The sequence below is a fragment of the Aestuariibaculum marinum genome, assembly GCF_014596975.1.
GTDB lineage: Bacteria > Bacteroidota > Bacteroidia > Flavobacteriales > Flavobacteriaceae > Aestuariibaculum > Aestuariibaculum marinum.
On sequence record NZ_JACVXD010000005.1, the window covers coordinates 121,221 to 141,679 of the forward strand.

A 20,459-nucleotide genomic window follows, 5' to 3' on the forward strand; every position below is an offset into this window, starting at 1 on the left:
TTTTTTGGAGGTATTTTGCGTGTCATAACGGTTGCTTTTAAGTGAACTGTAATTTACCAAAAACAGGTAATACAATTTAGTAGCTTTTATTTTACATGAGTAAGATGTGTTTTACATTATATTTGTATAAAGTCCTTCAAATGAAACAAATCTACATTTACTTATTTCTGTTTTTTGTATCTGCCATTCAGGCCCAAATCCCATCGTATTATAGCTCAATAGATTTTAACGGGACATCTTCAGAAATAAAAGACCAGATAGCAACATTAATTCAAACAACACATACAACCGAATTACCTTATACTTCAAGTCAATTAGACACTTGGGACGCAGTAAAACAAACTGATGAGGTGGAAACCAATACAAATAATGTCTACCTGTTTTATGGTTATGATAATACCGATAACGATAATCAAACCGATTATACAAGATCAAAAGATTTATCATGTCATGTGAGCGGGTGTAGTGGCCTTTGGAATCGCGAACATGTCTATGCTAAATCACAGGCATCACCGGCATTATCAACTTCAGAACCAGGTTCGGGTACCGATGTTCATAATCTAAGAGCCTGTGAAGGCGATATGAATTCTTCAAGAAATAATCGTTTATTCGAAGAGGGTAGTGGTAATGCACATGTCACCAATAGAGGTGAATGGTATCCTGGCGACGAATGGAAAGGCGATGTGGCACGTATCATTATGTATATGCATTTGCGTTATCCAACACAATGTCCGGCTAATAATACAGCATCAGGCGATAATACCCATAGTCAGGAAATGCCGGATATATTCCTAAAATGGAATCAGGAAGACCCGGTTTCCAATGTCGAACTACAACGCAATCAGGTATTGGAAGGCATTCAGGCTAATCGCAATCCTTTTATTGATAACCCTTACCTGGCAACATTGTTCTGGGGTGGTACCACAGCAACCGATACCTGGAGCCTTTTAAGTATCGAAAAGGAAGAGCAACCAAAGTTGGAAGTATACCCAAATACTGTAAAAGCCACCTTATATATTTCAAATCCAGCAAATGGAAATATTAAAACAGCGGTCCATACCATAAATGGTTTAGAAGTGAAAATTTCAATAAACAACAATCAATTAGATGTGTCAAAATTATCTGGCGGGTTGTATATTTTACAAGTAAATAAGGAAGGTCACCTGTCTCAGGCTAAGTTTGCTAAAGATTGATAAGTTTAATTGAATAACTATTTAATTCGGTTTTTGAATAAATAGGCATTCACTTCTTCCTCAAGTTCTTCTCTGGTTTTAATGCGTTGTCCTAAAGCCCACTCATCAATAAGTTGTTTGTCAAACAAAATCCTGTTTCCTCGTTTTGAATGTGGTATTTCTCGAGTACTTGTTAGTCGGTATAATGTATGCTTGCTAATCCCTAAATATTCCGATAAACTATTCATATTCATAACGCGCTTGGTGTCTGCTTCTCTTTGCGGTTCTTGTATTTTAAGTAGCAATGTTTCAATGCGATCTAAGCGCTCCAAAATGATTTCAAAAGGATTTTCCATAAGCCTAAATTTTAAGTTTAGTTTAAAATAATAAAAAACAAAGCAAAGGTATGTCGCTCCCTGCCGCCAGAGCTTTAAGGCTATAAAGTTCAGGCCCTCCGGGTTTTTTGAAAAATCTCCACCTTTTATAACAAATACAAAACCTCCCGTGAATTTTAAGTCATAGCGAGTGCGTTTTAATGTAACCGCATTTAAAACTGGCCTGCCGAAAATGTATCGTAAAATTTGAAGAGCAGTTTCCGTAAAATTTTAGGCTGTTCGAGCAAACGTGGGTTTAAATAGGCGGTAACTTTATAAAGCATTTTGAAATATTTAAGAACCATCGAATTTCAGCGAGTTCCAAAAATTTAGGGAACAAGCGATAAATTTAGATACAGTTTCGTAAGCCTAGACTTTTTTGTTACTTTTTTGGGCAATGCAAATCGACGAAGGAAATTCATGAACTCCTTAATATGAAATAAAAAACAGTGAACTAAAAAAGTAAAGGCTAAAAGAAAACAGCCTAAAATGAAAGGAGTCAACAGGTCGTATTTCCCAAAAAAAACTTGACAGTCTTATCCACGCTACAAATCAAAGTAGCTTTCTTTTTTATTGTTTTTCTTTTGAAAAATTATAGGCGCGCAGCGTAGCGAAGCAACTTTAAATTGGATAGCTATGCTTTATTTTGAAATCAAAACCCACCGCCCAGGAATCACCTATGAAAAGCCTCATTTTTTTATTTTAAACAAAGGTCAGAACAGCGGAAGACCTATGTGCATACCTTGCCCGAATTGCTTTGTAGTAATCACCAAAAACGAAGCAGATAAAACGACTTTATTCTATTTAACCATGATCTTACAACAGGGCCAATACTTTGCATATTATCTAAAAGGTAGCGTCATCCCATTTATAACGATTAATGATTGTAAACGTACGATGTTAAGCTTGAGTAATCATAATCCGGAAGATCTTAAAAAGAGGATTAAAGCAATCCAGCTAATCGCTCAAAATGAAGAAGCTTTAAAACAAAACTTAAATAAGTTAAAACAATTAAAACAGGCTTTTATAAATGCTAGTTTGAAATGTAATATAAAATAGTAGTGTATTGTTTATAAGGATCTTGAGTTAACGCACTGGGTCGAGTTGTAGGAATAATTGTTATATTTATAAAAATGAATGTTATTTAGATAAAATTAAATGCTTTTATCTTCCTTAGTAAATAAGCTCAGTATTCTAAAAGATAGCATATGAAACGAATTTTATTGACCCTTCTTGTCATATTTTCATTGGTGTGTTCATGTAGAAATAGCAAACATACGGTAGTAGTACAAAATAAATTTATCAAAGTTAATGGTATTCAAACGCATTATCTTGATTTTGGCGGACATGGTATGCCTGTGATTTTAGTGCATTCTGAAGCTTGGGATGCAACTACGTTTAAAGATTTTGGTCCACAGCTGACTGATGATAATTGGGTGATTGCAGTGACAAGGCCAGGCTATGGTAATTCTGGAATGGGGGAGTATAATGTGGAAAGTCAGGGAAATCATCTAATTGCTTTTTTGGAAGCATTAAAAATTGAAAGGGCCGTATTTATAGCTAATTCATCGGCATCAAAAGAACTGACTTATCTAGCAGAAAATTACTCGAATCGTGTTGCTGGTGTGGTTTATTTGAGTGGACCAGCTACTCCATGGTTGGATGTTTCTGTAGACGATCCTTATAAAGCATCCGAAATGTTTGGGAGGTCTAGCCCTGTTGCTAATTCTGAAAAAAATGATCGGAAAAAAATAACAGAAATTAGACAGAATTATAAACCCAGGCATTATACTTTAGATTCTTTTAAAATTAATGTACCGGCACTATTTTTTGTATCCCAAAAAGGAAGAGAAGGTCATGAGAAAGGTGTAGCTGCTTTGTTATTTGCAGGATCACCACTAATGGAAGATCTCAGAAAGACGTTCCCCTCATCGCCATTAAGGAGTCATCTTGATCGTGTAGCCACAGACTCTATCTATAGGAAAGAAAAGTTTAATGAAATGCATGATTCAATAGCAAAAGAGTTTTTTTTTAAATTAGCCTCGGACACAATCTTACAAAGGAAAATCTATGATTTCCACATGCAAAATGTCTATCCCTTAACAGTTGAAGCCCAAGATAAATTGATGAATGCATACGGTCAGAATTTAACGATTGTTAAACTTGACGTTCCTCAAATTGTAGGTTATGAATATAGAGACACTCCGGAACTGATTATTGAACCAATTAAAAATTATCTAAAACAAATAAGTTTGGATTAACAATTAGACCTCATAACTGTACTATTTACAGAGTTTATCATCATGTATTAATAATATCATAGTTCATTAAATGATGATTCTAGGTATACCGTAAAATTCTTTTGTGAAACTAGGCGATGATGCTGTAAACCCTACTTTATTCGGTTAAAATATCTCAAAACATTGTATTCGGAATGTATTTATGTAATACATCAGTTTTTTCTGCTTTTTAACAAGTAATAAGGATTCCCGTACAAATTTTAAATTATAAAAATATATTTTAGAACACAAAATGGAACCCTGATTTGAAACATAATTTAACTAACCCGATTATAACATGAGCATAGAAAATCTCGAAATTGAAATAGACCAGGAAGAGTTGGAATTGATAAAAGAAATCAATGAAACTCAGAATCAGATGGATAACCTGGATAAGAAGCAATTAAATTCAGACTTAATGAACGCTGTTAAGGATAAAGCCATTGAAACAATAGCAGTAGTGTTTGGAATGTCCGATGTCCTGGAAAAGCGAGCGCACAGTAATGCATTTGAAGCAGATTTGGAATATAAGAGATTTACGGAGTGGAAAAACACACCTGAAGATCAGAGATCTCAGGAATATAAACCCAAATATATTCACACAAATGAATTTAATGAGGTTTTAGAGACTAAAAAGAATATCCCGGTCTATAATAAAGAAGAAAGAAAAAAATTGGAAGGGAATGAATTTGTTGAGGCAAAATTAAGACACTTTAATGAAAATGCACCAAAATATGTGAAGGATGGCTATACGGGTAAAGAAATCAACAGGTTTGAAACCGTAAGAAAAGAAAAGGCAGATTTAGAACATACTGAACCATTATCTCAAATTCATCATGACCCGGTATTAAAAAAGTATTTGTCTTTGGAAGAACGCAGGAAATTCGCGAATTCTGAAGAAAACACAACCATAACCAAAGCAAAAATTAACAGATCTAAGGGAGATATAAAAACCCAGGACATTTCTGAATGGGCCGATAAGAATGAAGAACGATTGGGTTTAAATAAGGATGAAATAAACAGCAAAGTAAAAAGATCTCAGGAGGCAAAAAATAAAATACTGTTTGATAAAAAAATAGCTTACCAGGCTAAAGATCAGATTGGTATTGCGGGAAAAAATGCAGTAACATCGGCAGGTAAAGCTGTCGTTGGAAAATTCCTGGCGATTACCGTTGCGGAAGTAATTGATTTATATAGAGAACCTCAGGAGTTGAGTTTTGGTGAGAAAGCAAAACTATTGGTGCAAAGGATTACAGCCAAAGCTAAAGACTTGTTTACAACTTTTAAGGATAGTGCTCTGGGGGCTTTCATCAGTACTTTAGTGGACGCCCTTTTAAATTCAATATTTAAAATAGCGAAGAACATTTTCAAATTCGTAAAGGCAGGCTTTAATGCTGTTATAAAATCCATAAGAATTTTATGTGATGGGAAATATTCTATGAAGGAAAAGATGAACGAGACCTTGAAAGTTATGGGAGTGGCCTTTGCTGCGTCTATAGGTTTTGTAATTGATGAATTGCTGGATAAAGCATTGTCAGCCGCCTTTCCTTTCCTGATCCCGTTTTTACCTTATATGACGCCGGTAATTTCAGGATTAATTGTAGGCATAGGGTCAGTATTGATTTTACAGGCGTTCCAGAAATATCAGGATAATATTGCTTATACCACATTAAAAGTAGAATCAGCTAAGCTCCATCAGAGACAAAGGGATAATGCGATTGTGAAATCTGAAATATCAAATCATAAAGTCAATAAGGTAGTCTTAACAAATATTCAGATTTTTCAGGGCGTTATGCCGCTTATAGATGCTAATAAGAAGGCTATAGCTGAGGCATTGAGTAGTATTAGGGAAATAAGAAGTAATATAGAAGCATCTATAGAAAACAATATTTTGATACTGAATGAAAATGATGACCTTTTAAATGAATTAGAAGCCCTGTAATTATGAGTGAAATAATAGAAATAGAAGAAAAAGATGGTATCGTTAAGTTTGAAAATATTATTAACGACCTGACTGGTTTAGAGGGAAAAATAAATCAGGGAAAAAACGATATAGCTAAACTGCATTATCAGTTAAAGCAATCAAAAAGTTCAATAGAAAAGGCTAAATCCGAAAAAGATAAGAAAGTTTTTGTGTTTTTTGATAAGGGTATTTCCAATGAAGGGTTGTTTAATTTAATAGTTGATTCAGATAGATCATATTCCAAAACTTTTAAAAGGGTTAGTGACTTAATTTCGTCGGGTAATAATAATATGTTATTACTTTCAAAAATGATTGGCTCATTAGCAATGCTGTCCGGTTTATCATTTGAAAAAATAATGGAATCCACAGATGAATTAAAAAATTTGTCAGAACTCTTGGAGCAGAGTAGTGACGTTTCGGGAGTTCATGGAGATCAGATCAACAGAATATTAAAATCTCATATTAATAAATTAAGAGAGGAAAAACAAAAGCATCAGAAAATTGAATTTAATTTCAGGCTTTTAAACGACAGAATGTTGGAAATAGAGTCTGAAAACAGTCAGCTTTATAATAAAATCGATGCGCTTGAAACATCTGTAAATAATATCCTGCCAAAAGAAAATTTACAAGACAAAGCGTCTGGGAATGAAGAAAACCCGGCGTTGCATGAACTTAGGAATATTGATGATATAGTTTCATCTTATGGAATACTTAAGTACAAAACGAATTTCTTAATAATTACGAATATAATAATGTTTGGAGCTCTGGTTTACTTGTTTTTTTATGAAATAATTTAGGCTGTTTGATTTATTGTATTTTATATTTTAAAGAACGCAATTCGCGTTCTTTTTTGTTTACCTTTTTAGATTACGATTTGTAATCGTTAGAATTTTTTAGGATTATTCCTGAGGCTTGTTATTGTAGGTTACTTTCATAGTGAATCTGTAAAATATGCGACTCTTTATAGACGTTAATTCGGTATTTTCTTGACTTCCCTTATTTTATTGTTTATGGTTGTTTTTTGTTTATCTTTCTGGTAATCAGTAATTAATTTATTTAATTATATGAAAAAAATACTTTTTACGTAAGAATATTATGTATATTTATATCGTTCGTTGAGTTGGAGTAATCATAATACTACAAATTATATTAATTTAATGAACAGATGTAGCGCATTTAAATGAATAAGAATGGTTCATAATTATAAAGTTTATAAACTGACAAAGTCTGCAGTTTTATTAAAGCCGCATTTTAAAGAAAACGGAATTATAAGTTTTAAAATATAAATTCATGTGTTTAAAATTAATTATTATTCGTCCGGTTTCAATCACTTTATTTATAATGGCATTTAATCTGTCTGGTGGTCAGAATAATATAAAAGAAATTGAATTGAAAATTCAAAGGTCTATCAGACAATTGGCTAAACAGGCGGATAAGAAAGAAAATGATAGTGTTTTAATTGCAGATAACCTTATGAATTTGTCTCAGACAACTAGTCAGTTATTTTCAGCGATATACAAAGATAATCTTGATGAGAAGAATGATTCATTATTTTTTTTATCATTAGAGAGCTCTCAAAAGAGTTTGGAAAAGTTGGTGGCCATTGGAGAAAATAATAGTTATATAAATTCAGTAATTGATGCCATTCAAAGTGATTATTTAACAAAAATTAAAGCTTCTGCATTAGGCGCTGATTCCACGATTAAAACTGAAGTTCGGGTTTTAGTATATACCAGAAAAGGTGATAAAGAAATAGGTGGTTATGAGGTAAAGTGTAACTACTTGTGGGATTTTAAGAATCCTAATCCCAAATTTATATTTAATAATCCAACCAATAATGCAGAAAGAAATTTGGCTCCGGGTTATTATTTCATGTGGATAGAAAAAGACGGGAAGTTAATTCAGAAAAAGGATAAATTGGAAATAGGAAATCTCCATTCTCAAGAGGAATCTATAATATTTAATCTATGAGTTATATTGAGGTTAAGGGTGATTTATTTCAAAAAATATGGAAAAACATTGTTTCTGTAGGGACATGGGTTGGTGTCGTTGCTGGCTCAATTTTAATGCCATTGCCTGAATGGGGTGATAACACAGAACATTCTTCGCAGATAAAGTTTATTTTGTTTATAGCTACTGTTATTTCGGGATTTATTTTGGTTTTAACGTATAACCTAAAGAATAGAATAACCTGGATGCTTATCTCCTTGTTGGTATTTTTGTGTTTAATATGTTCGTATTTCTATTATAACCATAGAATTAATGAAAGTACACTCAAGTATTATGAATCAACGATTGTAGTTGGTTTTGAGTTAATAGATTCCGATAGCTTTGTGTCTAGGAAAGAAATATTGAACTTGGAAAAGGATGATCTGCTTAAAGCAGTTGGCGGTAATCCATCTCTGATTTGGACTGAGTCAAGTATTAACAGGAATAAGAATATATTAATTTCTCTTCTCACTCTAAATTACTGTCTGTTTGCTGTTTTTCTTGTAAGCTTTACAAATACAGTTTCACTTTATACATTAGGTCATGACAAATAAAGTTTTTATTCTTTTTTTTAGTCTTTTTATGTCCTTGCCTGCATCTTCTCAGAATGATTCTATTACTGCAATAAGTGAATTACAGAAACTTAATAATTTTTTTGGGTATCATGTTCAAATGAATGTAGTCAGAGAAGGGAGTATTGTTTCATTGCCGAATGAGAGGATTGAATTCAACATAAATGAGATTGATAAAATTATTTCATCAAAAAATGAAATAGTTAGATCGTACGTCATTCGTTTTATAGTGGCTCATGAATTTGCTCATCAGATACAATATTATGCATATAGAAATCATCCGAATTTTATGAATGATGATTTGATTTCTAGGACAATAATTGAGACACAAGCGGATATAATGGGGTGTTTTATGTTGTGGTATGCTAATTTCGAACTATTTGATTTACTGAGCACAAATTTACCTTTACTTAATGAGATTTCGAATGAGTTACTTCAGGTAGCTTTGGAGATTGGGTCGAAAGAATATACAATTGGAACCCATCCTTCAAAACGAGATAGAGCATTGGCTTTTAGGCTTGGTTCTATGAATGGTCTAAGCTATGTATATGATCAGAGAGTTAAGAATTCTTCAACAGCCGTTGGATCAAAAGGAGAATTAACTCCAGAAATATTTCATGAGCAAATGGATTATATTTTGGAATTTATTGATTTAAAAAAGGATAAGGAAGATATAATATCATGGTCATATCGTCAGGCAAAGAAACTATTAAATTATGACCGCAAAATTGCTTCAGATATTATTTTAATTACACCGAAATTTGAAAGACATAGTTTTAATACTGGTGATTCACACCCGTTTGCATATTATGATTTAACATATATGAATGTGGGTAACAAAACAATAGATATTGATATGGAAGTATATATGTCTTTGGTGAAGAGAGAGGATCTTGGTTCCGCAAAATCTTATCGAAAATTAAATGTAAATCATTATAAATTCTCGTTAAATCCTAATGAGACATATCGTATTCAGGATAAATTAAGATGGGATAGGGGAGAAAATGATATTCATAATTTATTAGGCATGGGATCTGTTGAAATGCCTAAAATTGTATATCCTGCAATTGGTTCTCAGGATGCGATTTATTCATGTGTTTATAAGGATGAAAGGAACAATTCTAAAGTTTACCAGGAAGATATAAGTTTTCTCAACTTATCTGTGGATAAAGAATCTGTGGATTTTTTGATTTACATCAATACTATTTTAAATGCATGTCTGTTTCAGGACAAGAATATAGTTCAGGGTATAGGAGAGAAAAACCTTTTCCTAGATAACACTTTGCTATATGATTGCTCTTTGAAATTTGGAGAGAAATCAAGAACTACTGTTTTGACTGATTTGCAGAGAAATATTTTAAGTGTGGATTTAGATTTTACAAATTATTATCCACGTAGATCTGATGTTTTTAGCGATTATATAGACATCAAACGTCTATTAACTGAAGAATTTTCCGACTGTCAGATAGAGGAGGGAAATGATTCTGATGGAGCATGGGTTACCTTCAATTGTGATTCTTATGAGATTTATGTTGAAGTATCTGCAGATGATAAAGAAAAAGAATATTCTTTATCAGTTGAAATAGGTTTAAAATAATTTAAAACCCTAATGATTGTCTTTCTTTTAGATTTAAGAATAAATGAATTAAAAAAGCTTGTTTTGAAAATTGAAAAATAATTACTAACCATTAAACAAAATTCAAAATTATGACAAAAGTAAGATTGGAAATTGATGAAGTTCAAATTCATCGACCTAAAAAAAGATGGAAGCTTTATTTTGTTATTTTAACAGAGCATCCAACCGACAATGACAAAATGATTATGACTACTTTGCCAAATCATGAACCCTTTAAATTAAGTAAAAGACATGAGAATTCGTATCAGTTTGATACAGATCAGGAAGGTGCGGAAGGTTTATTTGTGTTAAGTAGGGATTTGCCGGCAGATAGAGACTTAAATGTTCATATATATTTAAGGCATACAAGAAAATCTGCACGTGATCTGGGGGAAATCTTGCAGGAGGTGGAAAGTGGTATAGCCGGTGATGCTTTTGGTATTGTTACTGACATAGTTGGTACAACTACTGTTCCTTGGTTGGTAGTGGCAAAAAAGGCAGTACCGCTTATTGGTAATATATTATTGAAAATACCGGATAGGGATTTTGGATTTTTAAGTGCATTTGAAAGGTTTGGAAGTGAATTTGAGGAATTATATGAAATCGATAGATATAAAGATTTTACAGGGGACGCCTCATTAGTATATAGTTGGTCAATTGACGACTAATTTGTATAAATATAAAATATAATTGATGGAAAAAGCAGTAAAAAATCTTATTTATTGCTTTTTTTTATAAAAATTAGCCTGTGTATTTTTTTTATAAAAAAAGAAGCAAAGTAGCTCACCAAAGCACCAAACACAGCCATAATACCTGTGGTTAAAAAATCTTCAGTCCCAATATTGGGTAAAGCAGAAAAGAAAGTGCCACCTATAATGGAGTATTTGGTATGTGCTTCAGGGTAGTTCATAGGTGTTTAAATAGTTTCATCAGCTACAACCGCTTGGCTTACAGCCGTAGCTACAGTACCGGCCAGACTCACATAAGTAGCAATACTAATAACAATACCAGGTAAGGCAACTGGAGCGGCAATAATAGCGCCTCCGGCAGTTGCTAAAGCAATGCCGATGTTTCTTAAAGTTCTAAAAAACTTAGGTGTCGGAGATTTATAACGTTCAATAAGGTTCATAAGGTTAAGATTTAATAGTTAATAAAACAGGAATGTTGAGGTCGTGGCTTTGGTAACAAAGCGAAACCAGTTGTTGTAACAAAGGTTGAGATTGTAAACCTTTACCAAGTCCGGTTAACTGCGTTACCGGAGCAATGCAGCCACGTAAATCACGTTTAGCATCATTACCACTATGCAGTAAAATAAGACTGCGATTAGGTACGTCAATCAATTGTAAATGGTGTTTAAACCGTTTAGAATACCGCGGTTTTACTTCGTAAATACCTTCAGGTATGCAGGACAGGTTTTTAGTGTTGTCCTGCCAGGGCAGCTCAATGGTAAACCCAAAGAAAGAAGCATTAATAAAGAGGACACCGTTGGTGCCCTCCTCAAAATAAGTTCTGTGTATCACCAGATCCATACTACACCGTATCTACAGTTGCAACCATTAAGGCATTGTAAGCCCCATTTTTAAGAGGGTACATTTGTCCGTTTACCTCTTGATAAAACTCAACACCCACAACTTGAATCACAGGTAGTACACTGTTAGGAGTAACCGTTACTGTTAAATCGATAGCAGCGGTGTCGGCAGCATCATAAGGCAAAATAGCGGTTTCGTCACTCTCAAATACTGAACCTTCATTAGGGAAATCCAGTTCAGCTGCACCGGTTACAATTTTAAAATGTGTTGCACCGGCGGGCGCTGCAATTCTAATAGTCGGAGCAAAAGGAGCAAGAGATAAAGAAGCATCACCCGTAACACGATCAAAAGCCACATCAAACGGAGCAAATAGGGTAGCACCTAACTTTCCGTTGGTGTTAAATTCAAAGTTGCTCAATAAGCCCATATCACCATCTTGGATGGTTCTTGCACCACGCTCATTAACCGGGTCGGTTTTAGTAATGGCAACTAAAGTTTTGGTTAATCGGCTAACCACTTTTTTATCTTTGGCGTTTTGAAGTAACACACGAATCGCGTTTCTAATCACTTTACCACCTTTACCAGCACGTCCAAATTCAGAACCGTTTTCACGAGTTCTCTGGAACGCTGGATCATTGGCAATTCTATTCGCATCCGGACCACCTTTAATTCGTGCTAAGTGTCCGTCACTCGATTTGTAAAAGGAAATATCACCAATAGTTCCTTTCAGTTTAATAATACCAGTCTGTCTAGCCATAATTATTCGTTTTTTTGATTTTCAACAAATCAAGCGATATTTGTCATGGCTAAAAAATGTCATAAGTCACTTATTCCGAATTTGATAACTTATGCCTTTTTAGTACTTTTAAGTAAAGATGAGGTATTCATAAAGTATGGATATAGTATCACAAACCCCAGAATGAAAGTAGAACGAGCTTGCATATACCCAAAAGACATTCAGCGCATCACAGGTCGCAGTGAACGTTATGGTCGTAAACTTCTTAATGACATAAAAGCCTACTTAGGCAAAAGCTCGCATCAGTTTATCACGGTCCAGGAATTCTCAGAATACACAGGTATCGAAGAAAGCATTGTATTAGAATATTTATAGTCTATTTAATGCGTTTTGTATTGAATTATAGTGGTTTGTGTAGTATATTTGTATTGTCTTGTACGAGGTATAAGTCAACAAAAGACATTAAAATTTATGTTAGGTATTCGGTCAGTTCTATAACCTTAACTCTTGAATCCCTTACCATATAGGAGAATTACAGGCAGAGTTTCAATCCTGTCGCGATCACTGAAAGCTTCACTAGAAATAGTGGAGCTTTTTTGTTTTTAGGATATAAATCAAATAGAATAAAAATGTCGTATTTATTAGTGATGTATTATCTTTTATTCTATTTTCGCTGACATTAATCAAAAACCTTGAAAACATGAAAGAACTTTTAGAACAAATCAATGAGCAATTTGAAGCTTTTGCTAAAGATTCTAATGCACAATTAGAAAGTGGAAATAAAGCTGCAGGAACAAGAGCTCGTAAGGCGACTTTAGAGATGACTAAATTAATGAAAGAATTTAGAAAAGTATCTTTAGAAGCTTCTAAGAAATAATTTTTTTTCAGAGTACTGATAGAGTGAATCCCTTTAATTTTTTTAAAGGGATTTTTTTATACCTACTTTCAACTATTAATTGTTGTTTTTGATTAAAACATAAATTTGGGAGATTTCTTTTTCTACGGTGTAGTTGCACTAAATATCTTCAAGGTGTAACTTTTTAATTATCTCAGGTTTCCTTATAATGATATTCTTTTGGGAAAATTATCATAAAATTGGTGCAAATGTATTAAGTACAGGATACTACAGGATAGTATTTATAACTGTATAGAATACATTTATGCTTAATAAATCAACTATAACCAAATAACTAAACTAATTAAAATGAAATTTAAACTTAATTATGCAATAACACTACTCTTTTTATCCCTTACGTTGGGGATGTTGTCATGTGGCTCGGAAGAATATCCCGATATTAATAATTATGACGATTCTATAGGTGCATTAGAGTCTTTTGTTGTTAGACCTGGATTAAATATGGTTTTAATCGAAGGTGTAATCGATAACCCTAATATATCTGAAGTTGTGATTTACTGGAATGATCAGTCAGAGTCTGTGACCGTACCAGTTGTTGATGGAGCTATTTCTGTGCAAATAGATAATCTACAAGAGAAACTTTATATTTTCGAAGCTAAATCAGTTAATACTAAAGGAGAAAGTTCTGGTTTAATTTCGGCAGGGACCGAAGTTTATGGAGCTAGCTATGTTGAAGGTATAACAAACAGGACGTTATTGTCAAGTGACCTTAAGGATAGTTTTTTAAGTATAAATTTTGAATCTACCGATTTAACAACGGGTATATTAGGTACAGAATTAGTTTACACAAATAACGAAGATGTAGAAAAGGAACTTACGATCAATACAAGTAGTGATTTATTAAATATCTCTGATTTTAAAAGTGGTTCTACTTTAAAGCATCGTTCCTATTATTTATTTTCTCCTTTAAGCCTCGATACGTTATATACAGATTACGCAACACATAAACCTTTTGTTTTACCTGAGCTAGGTAATGCAGCTGTTCCGTTTACAGCAGAACAAGTAAGCGGACGCTGGGGAACTTTAGCAGCTCCATGGATTACTAACGATGCTGCTAAAAATCATGGAGGCCTTGGTGGCTGGGACGAGTGGAATGGTAATATTTTCAATTTAGAATCTGGTTGGGGGTCGCCTTATATTGTTGAAGGGAAAATATATCAGGTAATTGCTGCAGAACCGGCTAATTACAGGTTAACAGTAGAGGTGCTTAGTACCAATCATGATACAAATCCTGATGGCGCATATTTCGTTATAACCAAAGGAAATGCGGGCATACCTAATGTGGCTGATGTAGAATCAGCATCTGAGGTAATTGGCTATCAGAGAATTGGAACTCCAGGAACTTATAACGTAGATTTTGTGTTAGATGAGAGTTCTGAAATCTGTATCGGCGAAGTAGCTACCCAAAACGGAAATTTCTTTTGTAATATAACCTCATGGTCTTTAGGATTATCTGATTAGGTATCCTATTCCAAGACGTCTGTTAAATTATAGAGAAATTCTAAATACGATTTTTTATATCAAATTATAAATAATTCACCTACAAAATCAGCGGTTAAGCAGGATAGTGCAGGATGGATTAACAAAATTTTAACTTTTAATTTGGATAATAAATGTAGCTAATACATTTAACGGTTTCAGGGTTATGCAATCGATAACCCTGAAACCAAAACAACAACTAAACTAAATTATTAACCAAAAACTAATTATCTATTTCCTAGAAGACATCCCTATTTTCTAAAATTCGGTATAACCGCCGCTTTTTATTTTTTAACAACCTAAATAAGTCAAACTATAATGAAGAGAATAATACGCTATTATTTGCTATTTTCACCACTTATCTTTTTTCTTACTAATTGTAGTAAGAAAGAAGTAGATGAGTATTACGCAAGACCTGATGATCTTGAACCTCCTATTTACCAGCAGTTAGAAGCCCAAGGTAATTTCCAAAATTTAACCAAACTTATTGAAATTGCAGGGTATAAGGATATTCTTGGAAAGGCAGGTTACTGGACTATGATGGCTCCTAATGATGCTGCTTTCGAAGATTATTTTCAAGAGCAGGGCATTTCTGATGCGTCGAGCATAGATTCTTTAACCGCATCCAAAATTGTAAAGTATGCTCTTATATATAATGCCTTTCGTACTGAACGATTATCCGATTATCAATCTAATATTGGCTGGGAGGAAGATCTTGCCTTTAGACGAAGAACCGCCTATTATGATGGCTTTCAAGAAAAAGTTGTAGATGGTTCTCCTATGATTGTTGTTGGTTCTAACCGTAACAATGTTGAAGGAGGAGATCCTTATATTCCAGGCGATAATAACAATAAGTACATTACTTATTTTGTAGAAGAATATATGAACGCAACAACTTTAGGTAGTTACGATTATAATTTCTTTTTTCCGAATGCCACATACACAGGATTTAATGTGTTAGGAGGAGAAGTTGTTAATGCAGATATAGTTGCAGAAAACGGGATTATTCATGAAGTCAATAAGGTGTCTTTGCCGCCTTTAAACATCGATCAAAAATTAGAGGAAAGTCCTAACTACAGTTTGTTTTATGACTTGTTAGAAGATAATTTAATAAACTATGTTTTTGACGAAGAAGCCACAACAACATATCAAAATTACACCAGAAGTTCAGATCAGGTGTATGTAAAGGTATATGATCCGGCTTTATCTTTTTCTCCTAATAATGAGAACTTCTTAAAAGCAACTGATAATGACGGGCAAAGTGATGCTTATACTTTAATTGTTCCGGAAAATGCGGCTTTACAGGTTTTTGTTGATGAAGTTTTACTGAAAAATTATGAAGCTTTAGATAAATTACCTAAATACATTTTTGAAGATTTCTTTAATGCTCACATGGTACAAGGAGCTGTTTGGCCTTCAAAAATATCAGGTTACAGTAACGCTCTCGATGAGGATATTCGAATCGACATGGATAACGATGTTATAGAAGCCAAGTTACTTAGTAATGGGTTCTTTTATGGCTCAAGTAAGATTCAGGAATCCAATTTATTCTACAGTGTCTATACCTCAGCTTATTTAGATCCAGGGTTTACATTAGCGACACGTTTATTTAATGATGGGTCTGGCTACCGTGAGATTGCTAGTAACATTTATAGCAACTATACGCTGTTCTTACCTTCAGATGAAGTGTTAATGAATTTAGGATATGATTACGATATTAATCGCTCTGAGTGGGTTTATGTATCTCCCGAAACAGGAAATGAGGTAAGAGGAAGTTTAGCTCGTGCCAGAATTGCAAGGGTCTTATATAATGGTATAGTGCCTACACCAAATATGGAACTTAATGATTTATCTGGTTCAGGAATTATTAGATCAGGAGATTTTGATCTGCCTGGAGAATACATTAAGTGGGAAAACGGGCAAGTATTCGCAGCAGGTAATGAGGTGTTAGATAATAAAGTGAATATTTTAGGGTACGAAGATCAGAGAAATGGCCGTACCTATTATATAGACAATGTTTTAGAATATAGTGAAGAGTTTCAAGGTGTCGATTTAGCGGCAATTGCTACCGAAACCGATTCTCAGTATGCCTTTTTCTTTGAATTTCTAAAAAGCAGCGGACTTTACGATGAAGCTTCTGGTGCAATTGATGGCATAGAATTAGGAACACCTTTCACTTTTGTAATTCCTAGTAATAGTGCAATTAGACAAGCTGTTATAGACGGTGTTTTACCAGGAGATGCCGTAACTGGCGATCCAAACTTTGTACCTGCTAATGATACAGAAAGAGAAGGTATAGCTAACTTCGTGAAATATCACTTCTTAGCGACGCGCACAGCGTCAGATGATGGTTTAATCAATGGATTAACCGAAACACTACTTAAAACAGAGTTTGGAGAAAAAACATATGTAAATATCGTTTCAGCGCCTGGCGATTTAAGCTTTGTTGATGAAGGTAACCGAATCGCTAACTACATTCCGTTAGAAAGTAACCACTTGGCCGATCGTACACTTATTCACTTAGTAGATAATTATCTTTTATACACGGAATAAAATGAAATATAATATAACCAACTTACTTTATAGTTTTTCACTGGTATTGATTTTCTTTACATCATTCCAACTGTCTGCACAATCTTCAGAACAGGTGTTAAGAGGTCAAGTTATCGATGCTGGAACTAAAGAACCAATTTTAGGGGCAACTGTAATTGAGCAGGATGCCGAAAATAGAACCATAACGGGTGTTGTTACCGATTTCGACGGGAACTTCGCTATTCGTATAAAGAGTACAAATAATAAATTAGTAATATCAACCATTGGTTATACGACCCAGGTTTTAGAGGTTGGTAATAGACGAAATTTTGATATTCAACTGGTTGAAAAAGTTGAAGGTTTAGATGAAATCGTTATTACCGGTTCAAAAGGTTCAGACGACGGACTTTTAAACATAGCCGAGCGTAATTTAACAACCAGTGTGGTAACTGTTAAAGCCAGTGATATTGAAAATACTCAGGCAGCATCGATTGATGAAGCGCTTCAAGGGCGCGTTGCAGGGGTTGATATTACCGCAAACTCAGGAGATCCGGGTGCGGGAATGCAGATTCGTATTAGGGGTACATCTTCTATTAATGGGTCTTCCGATCCGTTAATTGTAGTTGATGGAATGCCTTATGAAACATCTATTCCTGAAGATTTTAACTTTGGAACGGCCGATCAGCAAGGCTATGCAGCACTGTTAAACGTGGCACCATCTGATATTGAAAGTATAACCATCTTGAAGGATGCCGCAGCAACCGCAATGTGGGGTGCTCGTGCAGCAGCAGGGGTTTTAATTATTAATACCAAACGTGGATCTGTAGGATCTCCTAAAATAGGATACACGTTTACAGGTACTTATATGCAAATGCCGAATACCATTCCAATGTTAAACGGAGACCAGTATTCGCAGTTAATACCAGAGGCCTATATGAACCGTACGGGAACACCGCTTCCTACATCATTACCTGAGTTTCAATACGATCCGCAAGAGGTGTATTACTATAAAAATTATGGTAATAATACAGACTGGGTAGATGCCATTACGCAAACCGGACTTACGGGAGAACATAATATTTCTCTTCAGGGTGGTGGTGAACGTGCACGTTATTATTCTTCGGTGGGTTATTATAACTCAAGAGGGGTAACGAAAGGAACGGCTTATGAGCGTATTAACGGACGTTTAAATTTAGATTATGTCGTGTCAGATCGTATTCGCTTTAAAGCTGATATCTCTTATACACATTCAGATACCGATAGAAACTATGTAAATGGAACAAGTAATGGGGCTGACAGAATAAGAAGTGTAGCATACGTTAAAATGCCAAACATGAGTATTTACGAGTATGATGATGTAGGAGATATAACCCCTAACTATTTTTCACCAGCACAGAATATTCAGGGGCAATATTCAGGAACTTATAATCCTGTTGCCATGGCAGAGTTTGCTACAAATAATCAAATAGGAGAGCGTATTGTACCTCACTTTAATTTAAAAGTAGATTTAGTACCAGATCGTTTAATATCAACCTTCGATATTCAGTATGATTTTAACAGTACTAAAGCAAAATCGTTTTTACCTCAAAATGCAACAGGTAGACCATTTACAGAAACTGTTGTAAACCGTGCAGCAGATTCTGATGTAGATGTTACAAGTATAACCACTAAAACGAACTTTATTTATACACCGCAATTGGGAGAAAAACATAGTTTTCAATCTATTTTATCGTTACAATCAAATGATGTACGTGTTGAAACGCATGAAGCGTTAACATCAAACACAGCATCATCATTGTTAACAGACCCTTCGGTGCCATCAAGAACTCAGAATTCAGAATTAGTATTAAACACTTATAACGGACAATCTAGAAACGTTGGAGCGTTAATTAATGCACAATATGGATATGATGACCGTTATTTATTTAATGTTGGTTTACGTGCCGATGGTAACTCTAAATTTGGTCCGGACAATCGCTATGCTCTGTTTCCTTCGGTATCGACGCGTTGGAGAGTGTCTGCCGAGAAGTTCATGGAAAGTTTAGACTGGGTAGACGACTTTAGTGTGCGTGCCAGTTTAGGACAGTCGGGACGAGCACCAAGATCAGATTACCGTTATTTTAATATATATAGTAATTATCCAACGGAGTACTTAGGTCTTAATGGTATTTACCCGGCAAATATTCAGTTAAATAATTTACGTTGGGAAACACTTATAGGTAAAAACTTAGGATTTAATATTCAGTTATTTGATAAGCGTGTCATGATGGATATTGATATTTATAAGAATAGAACAAAAGATTTATTATTTAGAAATATTGATATTACAACGGTTTCAGGTTACTCAAATTTATCCGATCAAAACGTAGGTACTTTAGATAACCAGGGATGGGAAATAGGTTTAAATACGACGCCTTTTAAAAATGATAAATGGACAGTAGATTTCAACTTTAATATTTCAAGAAACCAAAACGTTATTCGCGAAATATCAGAATTCTATCCTAACGAAAGTGGAAATATTGATCGTAACGGAGAATATAAGCGTTTCTTACAGGTCGATAATCCATTTGGGTCGTTCTACGGATACAGATTTAAAGGAGTTTATCCAGACCTAGAATCTACAAAGGCTTTAGATGCTAATGGTAATGTTATAGTAGGGCCTAACGGACAAGAAGTGTATATGCGTTTTAATTATCCTAATATCGACTATACTTTCCAACCGGGTGATGCAATTTATGAGGATATTAATAAAGATGGTAATATTGATAGTAGAGATATTGTGTACTTAGGTAATAGTAACCCTAAGTTTAGTGGAGGTTTTGGTCCGTCGTTCTCTTACAACAGACAATTTAAATTACAATTATTCTTTACGTACCGTTTAGATTATGATATCATTAACGGAACCGATATGATTACGACTAATATGTATGGTTTTGATAACCAGAGTAAAGCCGTGTTATCGCGTTGGAGAAATCCAGGAGATGTAACTGATATGCCTCGTGCAGTTTACAGAGGCGGTTATAACTGGTTAGGATCTAGCCGTTATGTAGAGGATGCCTCGTTCTTAAGGTTCAGATCGGCAACATTTAGTTATAATTTTGGTAAGAAGTTTTTGAAAAGTATAAAATTAGACGATTTGAACTTGTTTTTTACAGCTGATAATATCATGACTTTTACGAAGTATCGTGGTCAGGACCCAGAAGTAGGAAGAGGAGCTCCAGGTGTATTTGGAATATCAATAGACAATTCTCGAACACCACCAACCAGACGTTTCACTTTAGGATTAAGAACCAGATTTTAAAA

At 34.2% G+C, this 20,459-nt stretch carries 19 protein-coding genes; 14 read left to right on the plus strand and 5 right to left on the minus strand.

Annotated elements, in window-relative coordinates:
- Positions 1-140: 140 nt before the first annotated feature.
- Entirely contained in the window at positions 141-1,193 is a 1,053-nt protein-coding gene (locus ICJ85_RS10535) for an endonuclease (RefSeq protein WP_188223752.1), read from the plus strand.
- A 17-nt stretch (positions 1,194-1,210) separates the two neighbouring features.
- Here the strand turns inward: ICJ85_RS10535 and ICJ85_RS10540 are convergent, their stop codons facing one another.
- Positions 1,211-1,528, minus strand: coding sequence for a helix-turn-helix domain-containing protein (locus tag ICJ85_RS10540; RefSeq protein WP_188223753.1), 318 nt, complete (start codon positions 1,526-1,528; stop codon positions 1,211-1,213).
- A 654-nt stretch (positions 1,529-2,182) separates the two neighbouring features.
- Between ICJ85_RS10540 and ICJ85_RS10545 the strand changes: the two genes are divergently transcribed.
- The 8 genes from ICJ85_RS10545 to ICJ85_RS10580 all read left to right on the plus strand — a co-directional run bounded on the left by ICJ85_RS10545 (position 2,183) and on the right by ICJ85_RS10580 (position 10,632).
- A complete protein-coding gene (locus ICJ85_RS10545) occupies positions 2,183-2,605 on the plus strand; it encodes a DUF6943 family protein (RefSeq protein WP_188223754.1) in 423 nt (140 codons plus the stop codon).
- A 149-nt stretch (positions 2,606-2,754) separates the two neighbouring features.
- Entirely contained in the window at positions 2,755-3,807 is a 1,053-nt protein-coding gene (locus ICJ85_RS10550; RefSeq protein WP_188223755.1) for an alpha/beta fold hydrolase, read from the plus strand.
- Positions 3,808-4,123: 316 nt separating this feature from the next.
- Positions 4,124-5,767, plus strand: a complete 1,644-nt coding sequence (locus ICJ85_RS10555; RefSeq protein WP_188223756.1) for a hypothetical protein — start codon at positions 4,124-4,126, stop codon at positions 5,765-5,767.
- Between the two features lie 2 nt (positions 5,768-5,769).
- Positions 5,770-6,585: a hypothetical protein gene (locus tag ICJ85_RS10560; protein WP_188223757.1), complete on the plus strand. Its 816-nt coding sequence runs from the start codon at positions 5,770-5,772 to the stop codon at positions 6,583-6,585.
- Positions 6,586-7,078: 493 nt separating this feature from the next.
- Positions 7,079-7,759, plus strand: a complete 681-nt coding sequence (locus ICJ85_RS10565) for a hypothetical protein (protein ID WP_188223758.1) — start codon at positions 7,079-7,081, stop codon at positions 7,757-7,759.
- Entirely contained in the window at positions 7,756-8,331 is a 576-nt protein-coding gene (locus ICJ85_RS10570) for a hypothetical protein (RefSeq protein WP_188223759.1), read from the plus strand. The genes ICJ85_RS10565 and ICJ85_RS10570 overlap by 4 nt, the downstream gene beginning before the upstream one ends.
- Complete coding sequence (locus tag ICJ85_RS10575) at positions 8,321-9,946, plus strand: hypothetical protein (RefSeq protein ID WP_188223760.1); 1,626 nt, start codon at positions 8,321-8,323, stop codon at positions 9,944-9,946. Before ICJ85_RS10570 ends, ICJ85_RS10575 begins: the two co-directional genes overlap by 11 nt.
- Before the next feature lie 110 nt (positions 9,947-10,056).
- Positions 10,057-10,632 carry a hypothetical protein gene (locus ICJ85_RS10580; RefSeq protein WP_188223761.1) on the plus strand — a complete coding sequence of 192 codons (576 nt, stop codon included), beginning with the start codon at positions 10,057-10,059 and terminating at the stop codon, positions 10,630-10,632.
- 47 nt (positions 10,633-10,679) lie between these two features.
- On the opposite strand, the gene ICJ85_RS10585 is transcribed toward ICJ85_RS10580, so the two are convergent.
- The 4 genes from ICJ85_RS10585 to ICJ85_RS10600 are packed head-to-tail and all read right to left on the minus strand — an operon-like array spanning position 10,680 to position 12,250.
- Entirely contained in the window at positions 10,680-10,874 is a 195-nt protein-coding gene (locus tag ICJ85_RS10585; protein WP_188223762.1) for a hypothetical protein, read from the minus strand.
- A 6-nt stretch (positions 10,875-10,880) separates the two neighbouring features.
- Positions 10,881-11,093, minus strand: a complete 213-nt coding sequence (locus ICJ85_RS10590) for a hypothetical protein (RefSeq protein ID WP_188223763.1) — start codon at positions 11,091-11,093, stop codon at positions 10,881-10,883.
- Between the two features lie 4 nt (positions 11,094-11,097).
- A complete protein-coding gene (locus ICJ85_RS10595) occupies positions 11,098-11,493 on the minus strand; it encodes a DUF5675 family protein (protein WP_188223764.1) in 396 nt (131 codons plus the stop codon).
- A gap of 1 nt (position 11,494) precedes the next feature.
- Positions 11,495-12,250 (minus strand): hypothetical protein, encoded by a 756-nt coding sequence (locus tag ICJ85_RS10600; protein ID WP_188223765.1) that lies wholly within the window; start codon positions 12,248-12,250, stop codon positions 11,495-11,497.
- A 45-nt stretch (positions 12,251-12,295) separates the two neighbouring features.
- Here ICJ85_RS10600 and ICJ85_RS16690 point away from each other — a divergent pair, with 45 nt between their 5' ends.
- The 5 genes from ICJ85_RS16690 (at position 12,296) to ICJ85_RS10625 (ending at position 20,457) form a co-directional block, all read left to right on the plus strand.
- Positions 12,296-12,604 (plus strand): hypothetical protein, encoded by a 309-nt coding sequence (locus tag ICJ85_RS16690; RefSeq protein ID WP_317173071.1) that lies wholly within the window; start codon positions 12,296-12,298, stop codon positions 12,602-12,604.
- Positions 12,605-12,929: 325 nt separating this feature from the next.
- A complete protein-coding gene (locus tag ICJ85_RS10610) occupies positions 12,930-13,106 on the plus strand; it encodes a histone H1 (protein ID WP_188223766.1) in 177 nt (58 codons plus the stop codon).
- A 327-nt stretch (positions 13,107-13,433) separates the two neighbouring features.
- Complete coding sequence (locus tag ICJ85_RS10615) at positions 13,434-14,606, plus strand: DUF4998 domain-containing protein (protein WP_188223767.1); 1,173 nt, start codon at positions 13,434-13,436, stop codon at positions 14,604-14,606.
- A gap of 336 nt (positions 14,607-14,942) precedes the next feature.
- On the plus strand, positions 14,943-17,177 hold the full coding sequence (locus tag ICJ85_RS10620) for a fasciclin domain-containing protein (protein WP_188223768.1): 2,235 nt from the start codon (positions 14,943-14,945) through the stop codon (positions 17,175-17,177).
- A gap of 1 nt (position 17,178) precedes the next feature.
- The gene (locus tag ICJ85_RS10625; protein WP_188223769.1) at positions 17,179-20,457 is read left to right on the plus strand and encodes a SusC/RagA family TonB-linked outer membrane protein; all 3,279 of its coding nucleotides are present in this window, start codon (positions 17,179-17,181) and stop codon (positions 20,455-20,457) included.
- Positions 20,458-20,459: the final 2 nt, after the last annotated feature.